Consider the following 16,009-nt stretch of genomic DNA (forward strand, 5'->3'; position numbering starts at 1 on the left):
GCAATTTTTGCTTCTCTTTTTTTATGGCGATACAGACAGGATTTTGTCGTTAAACGTCTAATTGTAGTAAGTGCAACCTAGACGCCAGGGGGAACGTCCATTGTCCATAAAAGCAAAGCTATCCTTCTCGATTTCTTTAATCGTGACAATCATTCTTGCGCTTAGCATTATCATTTACTACTTCTCGACAAAATCGGAATTACAGGACAACACGGTGGAGAATGTTAAAAATATCGCTAAACAGATCGGGATTTCGCTGGAGAGCTCCGAAAGCGCCGTTCAGATCATGGAAGATACAATCGGGGAGAAGCTCCGGTCCGCGGCCATCGCCGCGCAGGCGCAGCTTGATCCGGATTACAATAACGTCAGCAACGATCAGCTCGTCCGGCTCAGCCGGCAGCTGGGCGTAGAGCACATTACGCTATGGGAGCGCGTAGGAAACGACGTGATTGCCCGCAGGTCCTCCGATCCCAATGAAATCAATATCAGCTCCAAAAATTGGGATTACTGGCATACCGCTTTTCTTCAGCTTTTCCTTTATCAACAGGTTATGATCAAGGAAGGGCAGAAGCTGGATCATTTCTGGTCAGGCCCGTTCAACTTCGCGGATACGGATCCCATGAAAATAAGAAAATGGGGCAATTACTACGACGGCACAACCAATTACATGATCAATCCTTATGTAAGCGCACAAGTGCTTCGGGAGTTTGATCTGACAACCGGAACGGACGCCCTTATCACGAAAATTATCGCGGATCAGCCGGATTTGCTCGAAATCACCGGGTTCGACCCGCAATTTTTCGGCAAAAGCCCGATTATCAAGATAAAGAAAGGCATTCCCGTCTATAATCTGGATGTCCGCGATATTCCGTTCGGCGCTTACAGCTACAAGGATCCGGATAATGATTCCGTTTCTATACAGCAGGCATTATCAACAGGCAAGCCGGTTACCGTCAAGAGCAGCGTGAAAGGCAAGCAGCTGCTGAAAACATTCATTCCGATCACGATCGATAAAACGTATGTCGTCTGCATAACTTTCGACGACGCCGCGATCACAAAGCCGTTAAACAAGCAGCTGCTTTTGCAAACGCTTATATCGCTTGGACTCATTCTCGTGACGACGCTCGCCAGTTATTTTATCGCGGACTTTATGCTGCGCGGCCTTCACCAAATCCTCCATAAGGTAAATGCCATTGCCGAAGGCAACTTTGGCGAGGTCATTACGATCCGGAGCAAGGATGAGCTCGGGCTGCTCGCCTCCCGCGTCGACACGATGGGCAGCAATTTGCACAGCTATACGTCTCGGCTCAAGGATACGGCCGAAGAGCTGAGGAGCACGAAGCAATATTTGGAATCCTTTGTTAATCATACCTCGGACGCCATTCATGTAACGGATCTGTCGGGCCGGATCACTCAGGTAAACAAAGCGTTTGAGACCATGTACGGCTGGAGCGAGGATGAGATTATCGGCAAGCCGCTGGGCGATGTGCCGAAGGAACATTCCGGCTCCCATCGCGAGCTGGAGGCTACGGTGCTGCGCGGAGGTTCCGTAACGGACTACGAGACCGTACGGTATACGAAGTCGGGTGACCTGATCGACTTAAGCATTACCATCTCTCCGATTCGCGACGAGCCGGGCGAGATTATCGCGATCGCCACTATCTCCCGAAATATTACGTCCCGCAAGCAGGCGGAGGAAATGATCCGCCGCTCCGAGAAACTGTCGGTCGTCGGCCAAATTGCTGCGGGCGTCGCGCATGAGGTGCGGAATCCGCTAACGACGCTTCGCGGCTTCGTACAGCTGCAGAAGCAAACCGGCTCGTTGTCGCAGGCGCATCTCGACGTCATGATTGGCGAGCTGGATCAGATCAATATGATCGTGAGCGAGTTTCTCGTATTCGCAAAGCCTCAAGTGAGCCGTTACCAGCCTGTCAATTTACAGGGCATTGTCAATGATATTATGCTGCTCCTTGATTCAGAAGCAAAAATGAGCAACGTGCAGCTCATCTTATTCGCTGAAGACGATCTGCCTGAAGTAACCGGGGAGCCGAGCCAGTTGAAGCAGGTATTCGTCAATGTCATAAAAAACGGAATGGAAGCCATGACCGGCGGCGGCGAGTTGACCGTTGAGCTCGCTCGCAACGGCGGCGACGCGATACGGCTGCGATTCATCGATCAGGGGGGCGGCATCGCGGAGGACGATCTGCTGCGGCTGGGAGAACCCTTTTTCACGAAAAAAGAAAACGGGAACGGTCTTGGCCTGATGGTCAGCCAGCAGATCATTGCCGGCCACAAAGGCTCGATCTTGTTCCGCAGCAAGCTCGGCCAAGGAACCTGCGTTGAAATTACGCTGCCTCTGGCGAATGAAGCGTCGCTAACGGCTTAGGCTTATTATCCGGAGGCAAACCGAATCCTTGATGCAGCCCGGTTCTGAGCCGGTCATTAACCGCATCAGCTCTTTTCATGTATTTTTTGAAGAAAACGAATCTGCTATGGTAGAATGTTTCAGTAGCCTTTTATCCACGCCATGGCTGCTTCTTAGAAGATGATCATACTACCGCAACAGTTGGAGCCGCCAATGTCCTTGACTATGAATTCACCGATATCCCAATATATAATCGTTGTCATCATTTCCGGCGTCCTTAGCGTGCTGCTTGCCATATATGCTTATTACAACAAGACGAATTTCTCCGGCATGAAGGCATTTATATGGTCCACAGCCCTATCGGCCGTCTATACTTTCGGCTTTGCTTTCGAGCTGGCCGGCGATTCGCTTCAGGAAATCCGTTTTTGGATAACCATCGAATACTTAGGGATGCCATTTATCGCTCCGTGCAGCTTGCTGCTCGTTATGCATTACGTCGGATTTGACAAAATTACGGCCTCCAGGAAAACATGGTGGTTGTTTGTCATACCGGCGATTACCCTGCTGATGGTAATGACGAATGACTACCATCATTTTTTTTATCAGGATATTTTTTTACGCCCGAATACGCCAACACCTATGGTTGATTTCATTCCCGGCACATGGTATTACGTACACGGCGCCTACACGTTCGGCTCAATGTTCTCCAGCTTATTCCTGTTGTTCCGCTATTGGAGGAAGACGAAATCGATCTACCGCAAGCAGATGCTGACGATGGCACTCGCTATTGCTATTCCTATGATAGGCGCGCTCCTGTATGTGCTTGGCCGGACTCCGCTCGGGATGGACCCTGTTCCGATCCTGCTGTGCATGACATCGACGCTTTACATCTTGTCGATCATCTCTACAGGCATGCTGACGGTATCCCCCATTGCGCGGGAGCATATATTCGAAAGCATGCGCGACGGCGTGCTCGTACTGAATTTATCGAATCAGATTATGGACTTCAACAGTGCCGCCGCCCAGATCATTCCTTCGCTTACGCCGCTTGCCATCGGAAAGAAGCTGGAGGAGGTCTGGAAACGGGGGACCGAGTCCGGCGCCTTCCGTTTCGGAACGGACCCTGCCTCCGATCAGGAGCAGGAGCTGAAGTGGGTTCGCGGCAGAGAGACGTTTTATTACCGGATCCGCGCATCCAATCTATTAATGCCGAACGGGCGGATCGCCGGCCGCACGATCGTTATGATAGATGTCACGGAATATACGCTTCTTCAGCATAAGCTCCGCCGCCTGGCTGAGATCGACGGCCTCACTTCGATCTATAACCGGACCTTCTTCATGGAGAAAAGCCGGGAGCTGCTTGCGGAAGCTCATCGAACGCACACGCCTCTCTCATTCATTCTGTTCGATGTCGACCATTTCAAACAAATCAATGACCGATACGGCCACAGCGTCGGAGACTTTGCGCTGCAGCATGTCGTGAATATATGCCGGCAGCAATTGAACGGCAATGCGCTGTTCGGGCGTTACGGCGGCGAGGAATTCGCCGTATGCCTGCCGTATACCGATTTGTTGCAGGCAGGGAACGTTGCGGAGCATATCCGCAGGGAGTTAGCGGGTAATCCGCTGTACAGCGCGGCCAAAGCGATCTCGGTCACGGCGAGCTTCGGGGTAACGGAAGCTTTGTCCGCGGATACGACGCTCGAGGCGCTGCTCAGCGAGGCTGACGTCGCGCTCTATCGTTCTAAACATGAAGGCCGTAATAGGGTGCATTTGATGCAGGACGGTCATGTGCATGCGGTCGTCCAGAAATAAACATACTATCACAAAAGAGACAGGCGGTGCTGACACCATGCTTAAACTCGGATCACTCCGCAAGAAATTGCGTTTCAGGCCTAGTCCGCCTCAAGTCTTGACCTTCGGCTTTATTTTTCTTATATTGACGGGGGCCCAGCTCCTATCGCGTCCGGTTGCATACGTCGAGGGCATTCAAGTGTCGTTCATCGACGCTTTGTTTACTTCCGCCAGCGCAGTCTGCGTAACGGGACTCACCGTATTAAATACCGGAACCCATTTCTCCGCCTTCGGCCAGATCACTATTATCGTGCTTGCCCAAATCGGGGGTCTCGGTTTTATGACCATGGCCACGCTGTTTGCGCTTCTTTTCAAAAAAAAAATCTCGTTCCGCGAGCGTCTGGTGCTGCAGGAATCGATCAACTATGCCTCGACGGAAGGCATTGTCCGCATGATCCGCAAGGTGCTGCTGTACGCGCTGGTCATCGAGCTGTCGGGAGCCGTGCTGCTTAGCAGCTATTTCATGCTTGAAATGCCCACGGGGCAAGCGCTCTATTTTGGTGTTTTCCACAGCATTTCTTTCTTTAACAATTCCGGCTTCGATTTGTTCTCCCAGTTCCCCGACCGGCCGGGCAGTCTTATCCATTACGTAGAGGATCCGTTCGTAAATATCGTGTCCATGCTGCTGATTTTTTTCGGCGGCATCGGCTTTATCGTCATTTCCGAGCTCGTGACATATCCGAAAAACAGAAGGTTGAGCTTACATAGCAAGGTCGTCTTGTCCGTCACGGGCATCCTTACCGTTATCGGAGCTATCGTGATCTTCGCTTTGGAATTCTCCAACCCCGGTACCCTGCAGCCTTTATCCGCGGGAGGCAAGGTTCTCGGCGCAACCTTTCAATCGATTACAGCGCGTTCCGCAGGTCTGAGCACAATCGATCCGATGATGCTGAGGGAGGTTACGCAGTTTTTCCTCATCCTGCTTATGTTCATCGGAGCCGGTCCCGGGTCGACGGGCGGCGGGATTCGCGTGACGACCTTCGCTATTCTGATCGGAGCGATGGTCGCGATGATTAGGGGCAGGGGAGACGTCGTACTGTTTCGTTACCGGATAGCCAAGCAGCAGATCCATCAAGCCATTATGTTTACGATGATTGCTTTTGCGATTATTTGCACCGCCTCGATGCTTCTCTCCATTACGGAGAGCGGTCCGTTCCTGGCCATTCTCTTCGAAGCGACCTCCGCTTATTGTACAGTGGGCATGTCATCGGGCTTATCGGGCCATTTAAGCGATACAGGTAAAATCATTATGAGCCTGCTCATGTTCGTCGGCCGATTGGGACCCGTTACGCTCGCTTTCGCGCTAAACAGGCGCTCAAGGAAAGAACTCTACCGCTATCCGGAAGGCAATATCACGATCGGTTAAGCTGCGGCGGGGAGCCGTGGACGGCTGCAGGAGGGTGCAGGCTTGTTGTACCCGCCTGCCGGATTTGCTAGCGCAATCTATCAGGTGTACGATTATATCATGTGTGAGCTGATAGAATAGTTAAAGGAGATACCGATACATGAAGCCTTATTCCGACACAGATTCTATGAAGCAGGCGAATAGCGCGGGAGAAGGCCGCAGAACGCGCGTGCTGATCGTAACTGCCGTCGACGCAGAGAAGGAGGCCGTTCTTCGCGGCCTGCAAGGAACAGGCGGCATAGACGTCATCGCCGCCGGCGTCGGCCCCGCTTCGGCAGCGGCAGAAACAGCGGCGATGCTGGCTCAGCACGGACCGGGCTACGGTTTGGTCATAAGCGCCGGCATCGGCGGCGGCTTTGCGGGGAGGGCTGACATCGGCTCGATCGTCGTCTCCGATGCCATCCATGCCGCCGACCTTGGCGCAGAGACGCAGGACGGCTTCCTCAGCGTGGACGAGCTTGGCTTCGGCACGGCACGCGCCGCGGTTAGCGAGGATTGGAGCAGCGCTTTGTACGCTGCGATTCAAGCCGCCGGGATGCCGGTATGCCTCGGCCCGGTGCTTACGGTGTCGACGGCGACCGGAAGCGCCGGGACGGCCGCTGCGCTCGCGAAGCGGATCCCCGGCGCCGCCGCCGAAGGGATGGAAGGCTACGGCGTTGCCGTCGCCGCTAGCAAGCGCGGCATTCCGGCCGTCGAGCTTCGCGCCATCTCGAATGCGGTCGGTCCGCGCGACCGCGCGGCCTGGCGGATAGGCGACGCGTTATCCGCGTTAGAAACAGCATGTCAAGCTCTACGGGAGGTGCTCGAATGAATATCGCTTATTCCCCATGTCCGAACGATACGTTTGTATTCCATGCCTGGGCGCACGGCCTTATCCCCGGCGCGCCCGAGCTGAACGTCACCTACGCGGATATCGATATTACGAACAAATGGGCCGCTAATGCCGAAGGACCGGAAGTGATGAAAATCTCGTACGCCGCATTGCCGTGGGCGTTAACCGACTATAAGCTGCTGCCATGCGGCGGCGCGCTTGGGCGGGGCTGCGGCCCTCTCGTCTTGACGAACGGTCTCTCATCCGATGCAGGCAATGCCGCCTCGTTGTCGGGCAAGCGCGTAGCCGTTCCCAGCGAGCGCTCGACCGCGTATCTGCTGTTCCGGTTATGGGCCTCGCGCCATGTGCCGGGCGGCATCGGCGAAATTATCGTCATGCCGTTCCACGAAATCATGCCGGCCGTTCGGGATGGGAAGATCGATGCCGGACTGGTCATTCACGAAGCCCGTTTCACTTATCCGTCCTACGGACTGACCATGCTGACGGATCTCGGCAGCTGGTGGGAAGCAGACACCGGCCTGCCCATACCGCTTGGCGCCATTATTGCGCGGCGCTCGCTCGACAGCGATGCGATCGCCGGCTGGATCCGGGCGTCCGTCGACTATTCGTGGACGCATCCGGGAGCCTCGCAGGCTTATGTGATGCAGCATGCACAGGAGTTGTCGCCTGATGTGGCCCAGGCGCATATCGATCTTTACGTCAATGCGTTCACTTCCGACTTGGGCGAGAACGGCTACGCGGCCGTTACCGCCCTGCTCGGGCGGGCCGCGGAAGAAGGACTTGTCCCAAGCTTCGACCTGTCGCTGCTGCGGTAGGCTGCCTACGGGCGGTGTATGTATGTACCGGCCGGCACGTTTGGTTTAACCCTTGTAACCATAACATCTCTTCTAAGGGGAAATTCTCCCTTAATGGTCTGGGAATTAGAGATTTTGATTATCTAGCGGGATTTTCTCCCGCTATTTCAGTCTTTTTGCCTTCAAATGGGCCATTTCCAATTGATTAACGGTAGGATTTCCTGTTAGCTTGAGATTGTGGCGATTGAGAGCTCATTAGCGGGAGAAATTCCGTATAATCGGCATTCATCCTAATTCTCTGCGTAACCGTCAACTGTATTGGTCGTGAATCTGAGTTTAAAAATTCGGTGTTCGATCTACAATTAACGAAGCGGTGTCACCGAAATGAAATCAGCCCCAATTTTGCCGTTACGGGGATATTCTTTTAAACCGATTATCTAAATACGACCGGCCTCCGCCCCCAGCACTACGTTTGCCTATTATAAAATGCGAAAATCGTCTATTACCTACAAAACGCCGAAAGAGGGTAATGGTAAATATGCATAAACAAAACGATAAATCATCACAGCAAGGAGACCGCGACCACAGCAGCTCCACTAGTCCCCCAACGCTTCAAGACTTGCTCGCGGCTCCGCTTTCAGCACGGCTGCTCGCGCCGTCCGGTTCCGATTTGATCATGGCGGAATGGACGGCTGAAGGCACCCCCGAGGGGAACGAGCCGATGCTTATTGCCCCGCTGCACCTGCATGCCGAAGATGATGAGGCCTGGTATGTGATTGAAGGCACATTGGGCTTTCGCATTGGCGACAACAGCTTCGAGGCCGGCGCTGGTTCCGCCGTCGCCGCTCCTCGAGGCACGCCGCATACCTACTGGAATCCGAAGCCGGAAGAGGCGCGTTACCTTATTATCATGACGGCGCAAATCCATTCGCTCATCCAAGCGATTCACGCTTCGAGCAGCCGCGACGCTGAAACCATCCGTGCTTTGTTCGAACGGCATGGCGCCGTACTTCTAGAAACCCCTTAAGTCATGTTACAAACATTGATGAAAAAGCGCTGTTGGATCAAAATCCCTCCCTGCTATGTTCCTCCAGGCTCGCCAACCCATACCCAATAATCCGCAGAGCGTAAAAAAAAGCCAAGCTTATTCCCGGTTGACTTCATTTAACAAGAGATTCGTCCCGTGATCCTCCTGCTCCATGACAACGGAATGTCCTCTTCCAATTTCACACAAATCTTTCTCAGCTGACTCATCCTCTTACTCGTCAGAATCCGTATCCGCCCCGGCATGAGGGTTGAACGGCCCCCCAACATCCGGCTCATCCGCCTCGACATAACGTTTAAGCGCGGATAATTTATTCTCCCAGTACCGTTCGTAGTAGGCGAGCCAGCGCTTCAGCTCAAGCAGCGGCTCAGGATCCAAACGGTAACGCGTTTCCCTGCCTACCTTCCGGTCCTTTACCAGCCCGGCATCGGCCAAGATGCGCAAATGCTTGGACACCGCGGTCCGGCTCATCGTAAAATGGCCGCTTATTACCGTTACCGGCATTTCCTGATCGCCCAGCAGGCGAAGCAGCTTGCGGCGCGTCGGATCGGCGATTGCCTGGAACACATCGTGCGTGCGCGCCTCTTCAGCCATCCTAGGCCTCTACAATCGCTTTAAGCTTCTCTAGCAAGCCAACCCAACCATGATCCATTCTGTCGCGTACAATCTTATGCGATTCCTGGAACTCCGTAACGGTCTCCTCGGTCCAGCCCGAATGGATCAGCGTAAACTCGGTTTGGCCGCCTTGCTCCGACAATTCAAAGGTTAATACCCAGTCCTTGCCCCATGTAAAGGACAAACGGTTAGGCGGATCAATGACCGTCACCTTGCAAGACGACATGCCGAACGGCCCGGCATTCAGCTGGAATTCATGGCCCTCCACCGGCTCGAAATCATTTGGCATGAACCATTCCGCAATCCCTTCCGATGTCGCAACCGCATTCCATACTTTCTGAACCGAAGCGTTCAACCGGACGGTCTGCCGAATATCCGGCAGCGTGCTTTGATTATTGTTGTCTCCCATTTCATAACCTCCGTTAAAATAGCTGTGTATTTTATGAAACCATTTGGTTTCGCTTCATCATTATACGAAACCTTTTGGTTTCATGTCAACTCCAATTATATGCTGCATATTGTATCCCCCTTAAGTTGCCCGCATCCGCAAGCAGAAACGCTTGCTTGGAAATAAATAAAGCCGCAGGTTACGGTCATCGACCATAACGCGCAGCTTTTCCCGTGCCTGATTATGAATTGCCGTTTGTCATAATACTTTCCATGAATGTCAAGCCTTTGGATTGACCCATGGCCAGCGGACCCAGTATTTCCGTATCGACGATGAATACTTTGCCGCTCTTTACCGCCTTCAACCGGTTCCATACCGGATTTTTCTCCAGCTCCTCCAGCTGCGTCTCCGCCGAATTCGTGAAGTCCTTCCCTAAGAAAATATAATCGGGGTCGAGCTCGCTTACCCCTTCCAGACCGATCTCGCCGTAGTCTTCAAGCGTATCGAACGATTTAAAGCCCAGATGCTCGTAATAAGGCGCCATTCGTGCCCCGCCGTAATAGTTAAAGCCTTTGCCCCAGGTCATGACGAACAGCGCCGATTTGCCCTTCTCTCCCGTCGTATCCATAAGCGCGGCGACTTCCTTCAGCTTCGCTTCGTAATCTTGGATATACTGCTCGGCTTTTTCTTCAGCGCTGAATACGGCGGCCACCTGCACGATCGTTTCCTGCCAATTTTCATTGGAATTAATGACGATAGTGTCGGCGATTTTCGATAATTGGTCGTATTGGGCATCATCCGCTTCCCAAGCAATGATCACGTCCGGGTTCAACGCCGTTATTTGCTCCAAATTCGTCTCGTCGCCAAGGTCGGCAATTGGCTTGTCCATAACGTACGGCTCGTATACGGTAAAATTTTGAAGCGCCGTCAGCCCGACGACTCCGCCGACAACCGACTCTTCGCCGATCGCGAACAGGTGCTCCGCATAAGGAAAGTAGGTAATCGCAGCCGTCATAGGCTTCTCCTCCAGCACCGTCTCGCCCTTGGCATGCTTGATCGTAACCGGATACGCGGCTCCATCCGACTCCCCGGAATTCGTATTCACGGCTCCCGAATTCCCGCCTTCATTCCCTGTATTTCCGTTATTGCCGCAGCCTGCGGCAACGAGCATGACAGCCAGTGCCGCCGTCGCTATCATCGCCAGCTTCCTTTTCATCCACATGAACAATTCCTCCACCTTATCGAGGCCAATCTGAAGTGACAGCAGCCATTTTATGATAATGATTTTCATTGTCATTATTATATAAAAGCGACCGCCGCATGGAAATATACGATTACTCAATTGCAGGTGGATAATTTCCCACGCTGGCCCGGAACTCGCTCGGCGTCATGCCGATATGCTTTTTGAACAGCCTGCTGAAATAATGCGCATCCCCGTAACCGACGCTCTCGGCAATATCCCTCACGCTGCTGCCGCTCCCGACGAGCTGCTGCTTGGCCCGCTTCATCCGGTGCTGGATCAAATAATCAATCGGAAAAAGGCCGACATACTTATTGAACAAATAAGCGAACGGCTTCACTTCCATATCATGCAAGCCCGCAAGCACAGGAAGAGTCAGCGGCTCCATGTAATGATTATGCAAGTATTCGAGGGCATGCCTGATTACCGTCCGGCTCTCCTGGTTCATTCGGTTCCGGCAGCCCGTGAGCGCCTCACGCATGATCGAGTAGAACAGCTCCTTCATCCGCAAAGCCGCGAAATGGCCGGGAATGCTGGATGCCTCCTGCAGCAGCTGAAGCAACTCCGCGATAGCCGGGTTTTTCCCGATTTCCAGCATAAAATGGGTGCTTTCGTAAGGATTGCCTTCCGAATTGGGCTGCCTCAGCGCGTAGTGAATCAGAAAATACTCAAAGCCGGCTTCGCCAATTTGCAGCTGCAGCTCCATTCCCTTGCCCCCGTGAACAAGCTTCCCCGGTTCAAGTTCATAGGGGATGCCGTTAAACGTGAAGGTTGCGGTCCCCTTAAGCGCGAACAAGAAGCCGGCATGCGGCGTTGCCTGGTCCTTCGTATGGCCTTTGCAGGTCAGTTTGCCGGGTACCGCCGTGCGGTATATTCCTTCGACCGTCAGCACCCCCTTCGCCAAAGCTCCCGCAAGCTCGTTTAAGTCAACCATGTCACCCATCCGCCTTTCCCTGAAGCCGTTTCCGGCAACCGCATCCATCTCTGCCGAATCTATATCATGCTATGCTTACTATGCAATCGTCTATTTAGTACGACAGCACGGACGAGCTGTGGAACGAGCAGGTTAAAATGATCGTGCGCAAACAGCTCAGCCTTTCGATTGCCGGCAGCAAAGCTGCCGTTCGGGACAGGCTTGCGAAAGTCATCGAAGAGACGCAACCGGATGAGTTCATCGTCGTCAGCCAAGTGTACGACCATGCGGCCCGCCTCCGTTCCTTCGAGCTGCTGTCCGAAATTGTCCGCGAAAGCCCGGCAGACAATTGACTCCGTCCCTAATTCCATGAATAATAAGAATAAATAGATAGAGAAAAACATAACGGGAGGAATCATACATGTCTATCGTTCCGCGATTATTGGAGTTCAACAAGAAATTCGTCGAAGAAAAACAATACGAATCTTATCTGACGGACAAGTTCCCTGATAAAAAGATTGCCATTCTCACCTGCATGGATACCCGGCTTGTCGAGCTGCTTCCGAAAGCTCTGAATTTGAAAAACGGCGACGCTAAATTTATTAAAAATGCCGGCGCGATACTCACCCAGCCGTTCGGGAGCGCGATGCGCAGCATTCTTGTTGCCGTTTATGAGCTTGGCGCGCGCGAGGTGCTTGTCATCGGCCATCACGGCTGCGGCATGACGAACCTCGATACGGGAGGCTTGGTCAACAAGTTCATCGAGCACGGCGTCGACCCGCTTGCCATCCAGACGCTTGAAAATGCCGGCATCCGGATGGATAAGTTTCTGCGCGGCTTTGAAAATCCGGAGGAAGGCGTCATGCACAGCGTCAAAATGATCCGCAAGCATCCGCTGTTCCCGCATGACATTCCGGTACACGGTTTCGTCATGCATCCGGAAACGGGGAACCTGGAAGTGCTTGTCGAGGATTATCGCGAGGAAGCTTTGTCACCCCTTGCCTAGCCGGCCGGACAAGCAGACTGCCCATCGGCGTCCTTGTCTGAGGACGTAACCAATTGACTTCTCCTGCGAAGGAGCAGCGTGCTTCGCGCACGCTGCTCCTTTTTCTTTAGCCGTTCAATCCGCTAGAAGAACTCGTCCAACAGCTGGTAATAGGCTATTTTGGCCTGATCAGGCTCCTCTATTCCATACGCTGTGAGAAATAACTGTACATACTCCGCACCAAAGTTGTACCCGATGCTTCTTACGGCCAGCGCCAAATCCTGATACCTGTCAGCGATTCCGGCTCTCCCCAAGTCGATGAACCCGCTCACCCGGCCATCCTGAATGACGATATTCGGCATACAGTAATCGCCATGCGTGAACACCAGATCCGCCTCTTCAGGCGCTCTCGCCAGAAGCTCCCGGTACAGCTCAGCCGCCTTCATGCCCTGGCGACTCGAATCGAAGTCGTCCTCATCCACCAGACCAAGCTCGACGCGCCTCCCCGCTTCCGCAAGCACGACCGGCAGCGTCCGGTTGAACGGACACTCCTTAATCGGCACGTCATGCACCGCGCGAAGTCCTTCGGCCAAAAGCCGCATCAGCTGCGGCAGCGCCTGCTCATGCGCCTTATCCGAGGCGTCAAGACCGGCTAATCCGGTAATAAGCAAATACTCGCCTGCATCATCCTTCTCGTAAGTGGCCACTCTCGGGACGGGAAGCTTCCCTTGCAGCCACTCGATACGCTCCTTCTCATCCAGCAAGCTCTCTACTGCGTCCGCAGCATGAAATTTAATAAAATAATTGGCGGCAGCACCCGTTAACCGGTACGTCTTCGATTCCGACATCCCAACCGTTACTCTGTGCCATTCGCAGTCTTCGGTAAGCCTCTTGATCATTGGCGGCAGCGTTAGCTCCTGCATGAATGCTCCTCCTTCTCATACGGCTCCCGGTTTGGTACGCTGTCGCTTTCCTTAAGTGCTTCCAGCATCCTCACCCTCCTATTTTGAACCATTATACGGGATTTGGAGTCTATCTTCTATATCGGATCATGCCATGTAAAAGTCCTGGTTCGTTAAGTCCGTGTTAACGCCAATCGCCGCTTTGCTTCCTTCGCCGGCGGCAATGACGAGCTGGGACGGCGCGATCAGGGAGGAGTCGCCCGCAGCGTATATCCCGTTGACGCTTGTACGGCCATAGTCATCGGTGACGAAGCCGCCTGCCTGCGTCATCGCGCAGCCCAGCGCCTCGCCGAATGCGGCGCCCTGTTCCCATAGCGGCGAGATGAAGCCGCCCTCCCGTCTTACCTCTTCGCCGTCTGCGAACGCGATCCGGCTCAGCATGCCGTTCTCCCCGACCAGCGCTTGAATGCGCTTCGGATTTACCCGAATTCCTTTGCGCGCAAGCTGCCTGATCTGATCTGCTCCGAGGCTGTTCGCGCCATTCGTGCAAACCAGAATATCCTTACTCCAGTTGTATATGATTTTGGCGGAGTGAAAGGCATGCGCGCTTTCCGATATGACGGCAAGCGGCTTATCCCGCAGCTCCCACCCGTCGCAATAGGGGCAGCTGAACAGGCTTTTGCCGTAATAGCCGCTAATCCCCGGCACTTGCGGCAGCGTTTCCTTCAGTCCGGCGGCCAGAATGACGGTGCGGGACCGGTAGATGACGCCGTTGCCCGTTCGCAGCATAAATCCCGGCTGGCCCGGCGTGATTGCGACCACCCGATCCGGCTTAACCGTCACGGACGGATAACTCGCCAGATTCTCATGGGCAAGCCTCCGGAACTCCCTCGGCTCGATGCCGTCACGCGTTATAAAGCCGTGAGAATGGCGGGTCACCGCATTTCTCGGCCTGTTGTTATCGAATAAAATAACGACTCTTCTAGATCTGCCGAGCACTAAAGCCGCATTTAAGCCGGCCGGTCCTCCGCCGATGATAGCGCAATCCAGCCACATCCCGATCGCCTCTCTTCCGGTTCCGGCGTAAATCCGCAGCAGCCGCATGATTTCCCGGTTCTTTAAAAATAAAGGATCGTATATCTGTATTCACCGATGCGGAGAACCATTCTATATTAATATCTTCTCAGTAACATGCGCGTCCAATCGACAACCGTCCTCATCAATTGTATAATTTTGTTGTTGGTTCATACCCTATTTTGGTGGTGACGATCATTTTATACGCATTTTCTTTACTTTTATCCTTTGTCATCGTTTATCTGTTGATCCCGCCGTTCGGCAAGCTGGCTTTTCGCCTTGATTTTGTGGACAAGCCCCGGAAGGATGTCGAACGCAAGCTTCACCGGGAACCGATTCCGCTTACGGCCAGCTACGTTATTTTTATCGGTTTTTTTGCTACCTACCTGCTGGTGACGAGAGATTTCTCTCTTCAGACCGGAGCTCTGGTTGCAGGCGGCGTACTGCTGCTTATTATCGGTACGGTCGACGACTGGTATAAGACCAAGGGCAAAGATTTCCCATCGCTGCCGAAGTTCATTGTGCAAATTTCAGCCGCTGTGCTTGTGTATGCCTCCGGCATTGCTTTTACCGGATTTTATAATCCGATATCAGGCGAATACGTGCTGCTGCCGGTTATCCTGCAGTTTCTGCTGACGATCCTGTGGATCTTCGGCGTCACGACGGTCATTAACTTCTCGGACGGCATGGACGGGCTTGCCGGCGGGCTTTCCGCGATTTCGGCGGTGACGCTGTTCATCGTCGCAGTAGCGAAGGGCCAGCCCAACTCCGCCATTATGGCGATTATATTGGTCGGCGTAACCGTTGCCTATTTGCGTTATAACAAGCCTCCCGCCAAAATTTTCATGGGAGACGCGGGCGCAACCTTCATCGGCTTCATCCTGGCGGTCATCGCGCTGGACGGCGCATTCAAGCAGGCTACCGTCATGTCGCTGTTCATTCCGATTCTGGCGCTTGGCGTGCCGATCTTCGACAACGTCTTCGTCGTCATTAGACGGATGCTGCAGGGCAAAGCCATTTACCAAGCCGACGCCAGCCAGGCGCATTACCGCCTGCTGCGGGCCGGGCTGAATCATAAGCAGGTCGTCATGTTTCTCTGCCTGGTCAGCACCTGCCTATGCTTGTCCTCCATCATCCTGCTGCTTGTACAAATTTAAGCGAAAATAGGTTCTTATCATTTGAGAAAGGGATTGTCTCAAAAGTAGATAAGTTCATTACTTAGTTAGTACTCTTGAAGTAATAATCAGATTTCAATTCAAAAAATGGTGGCGATAGGGTGAACTGTGACCCGTGAAATAGACACTTTGAAAAAAGTGTCTATTTCACGGGTTTTTGTGTTTTAATTAACATACTAAATAGAACGGGGTATAACTTTCATCATGTCTAAACGCAAATGTTTTACACCAATGCAGATTAAAATACTTGAATCAAATCCTAATGTCGTGCACGTTTCAGAGAAAGCAATTACATATAGCCCTGAGTTTAAACGGTACGCAGTAAAGGCATACATGAGCGGCATCACACCTATGCAGATCTTCACTGATGGTGGATTCGAAACCACAATAGTTGGGACAAGAAATCCTAGAGCCTCTCTAGA

General features: G+C 53.1%; 16 protein-coding genes. 10 read left to right on the top strand and 6 right to left on the bottom strand.

The window, feature by feature from the left end:
• Positions 1-100 precede the first annotated feature (100 nt).
• The 6 genes from H581_RS0101430 (at position 101) to H581_RS36185 (ending at position 8,277) form a co-directional block, all read left to right on the top strand.
• Positions 101-2,386, top strand: a complete 2,286-nt coding sequence (locus tag H581_RS0101430) for a PAS domain S-box protein (RefSeq protein WP_028608451.1) — start codon at positions 101-103, stop codon at positions 2,384-2,386.
• A gap of 204 nt (positions 2,387-2,590) precedes the next feature.
• Positions 2,591-4,180: a histidine kinase N-terminal 7TM domain-containing diguanylate cyclase gene (locus H581_RS0101435; protein ID WP_028608452.1), complete on the top strand. Its 1,590-nt coding sequence runs from the start codon at positions 2,591-2,593 to the stop codon at positions 4,178-4,180.
• 37 nt (positions 4,181-4,217) lie between these two features.
• Entirely contained in the window at positions 4,218-5,585 is a 1,368-nt protein-coding gene (locus tag H581_RS0101440) for a TrkH family potassium uptake protein (protein WP_036717301.1), read from the top strand.
• A 166-nt stretch (positions 5,586-5,751) separates the two neighbouring features.
• Positions 5,752-6,435, top strand: coding sequence for a futalosine hydrolase (locus H581_RS0101445; RefSeq protein ID WP_028608454.1), 684 nt, complete (start codon positions 5,752-5,754; stop codon positions 6,433-6,435).
• The gene (locus tag H581_RS0101450; protein WP_028608455.1) at positions 6,432-7,271 is read left to right on the top strand and encodes a 1,4-dihydroxy-6-naphtoate synthase; all 840 of its coding nucleotides are present in this window, start codon (positions 6,432-6,434) and stop codon (positions 7,269-7,271) included. The genes H581_RS0101445 and H581_RS0101450 overlap by 4 nt, the downstream gene beginning before the upstream one ends.
• Positions 7,272-7,788: 517 nt before the next feature.
• Positions 7,789-8,277, top strand: coding sequence for a cupin domain-containing protein (locus H581_RS36185; protein WP_245599852.1), 489 nt, complete (start codon positions 7,789-7,791; stop codon positions 8,275-8,277).
• A gap of 231 nt (positions 8,278-8,508) precedes the next feature.
• On the opposite strand, the gene H581_RS0101460 is transcribed toward H581_RS36185, so the two are convergent.
• The 4 genes from H581_RS0101460 to H581_RS0101475 form a co-directional block, all read right to left on the bottom strand.
• Positions 8,509-8,889 (bottom strand): ArsR/SmtB family transcription factor, encoded by a 381-nt coding sequence (locus tag H581_RS0101460; RefSeq protein ID WP_028608457.1) that lies wholly within the window; start codon positions 8,887-8,889, stop codon positions 8,509-8,511.
• Position 8,890: 1 nt separating this feature from the next.
• Positions 8,891-9,319, bottom strand: a complete 429-nt coding sequence (locus tag H581_RS0101465; RefSeq protein ID WP_028608458.1) for an SRPBCC family protein — start codon at positions 9,317-9,319, stop codon at positions 8,891-8,893.
• Positions 9,320-9,539: 220 nt separating this feature from the next.
• A complete protein-coding gene (locus H581_RS32700) occupies positions 9,540-10,520 on the bottom strand; it encodes an ABC transporter substrate-binding protein (RefSeq protein ID WP_084134410.1) in 981 nt (326 codons plus the stop codon).
• A 112-nt stretch (positions 10,521-10,632) separates the two neighbouring features.
• Positions 10,633-11,472, bottom strand: a complete 840-nt coding sequence (locus H581_RS0101475) for an AraC family transcriptional regulator (protein ID WP_028608459.1) — start codon at positions 11,470-11,472, stop codon at positions 10,633-10,635.
• A 137-nt stretch (positions 11,473-11,609) separates the two neighbouring features.
• Between H581_RS0101475 and H581_RS0101480 the strand changes: the two genes are divergently transcribed.
• Together H581_RS0101480 and H581_RS0101485 are read left to right on the top strand one after the other, a co-directional pair.
• Complete coding sequence (locus tag H581_RS0101480) at positions 11,610-11,804, top strand: hypothetical protein (RefSeq protein WP_028608460.1); 195 nt, start codon at positions 11,610-11,612, stop codon at positions 11,802-11,804.
• Between the two features lie 68 nt (positions 11,805-11,872).
• A complete protein-coding gene (locus H581_RS0101485) occupies positions 11,873-12,457 on the top strand; it encodes a beta-class carbonic anhydrase (RefSeq protein WP_028608461.1) in 585 nt (194 codons plus the stop codon).
• Positions 12,458-12,579: 122 nt separating this feature from the next.
• Here H581_RS0101485 and H581_RS0101490 read toward each other — a convergent pair whose 3' ends face one another.
• A complete protein-coding gene (locus H581_RS0101490; protein ID WP_028608462.1) occupies positions 12,580-13,359 on the bottom strand; it encodes an APH(3') family aminoglycoside O-phosphotransferase in 780 nt (259 codons plus the stop codon).
• A 126-nt stretch (positions 13,360-13,485) separates the two neighbouring features.
• Positions 13,486-14,394: an NAD(P)/FAD-dependent oxidoreductase gene (locus H581_RS0101500; protein ID WP_028608463.1), complete on the bottom strand. Its 909-nt coding sequence runs from the start codon at positions 14,392-14,394 to the stop codon at positions 13,486-13,488.
• 200 nt (positions 14,395-14,594) lie between these two features.
• On the opposite strand from H581_RS0101500, the gene H581_RS0101505 reads away from it, so the two are divergent.
• Together H581_RS0101505 and H581_RS38560 are read left to right on the top strand one after the other, a co-directional pair.
• Positions 14,595-15,569: an MraY family glycosyltransferase gene (locus H581_RS0101505; protein ID WP_245599853.1), complete on the top strand. Its 975-nt coding sequence runs from the start codon at positions 14,595-14,597 to the stop codon at positions 15,567-15,569.
• A 222-nt stretch (positions 15,570-15,791) separates the two neighbouring features.
• Positions 15,792-16,009 (top strand): HTH domain-containing protein (locus H581_RS38560; protein ID WP_342663378.1); only part of this gene is annotated, 218 nt, incomplete at its 3' end.

The organism is Paenibacillus harenae DSM 16969 (assembly GCF_000422465.1).
In the GTDB taxonomy this organism is placed as follows: Bacteria; Bacillota; Bacilli; order Paenibacillales; family Paenibacillaceae; genus Pristimantibacillus; species Pristimantibacillus harenae.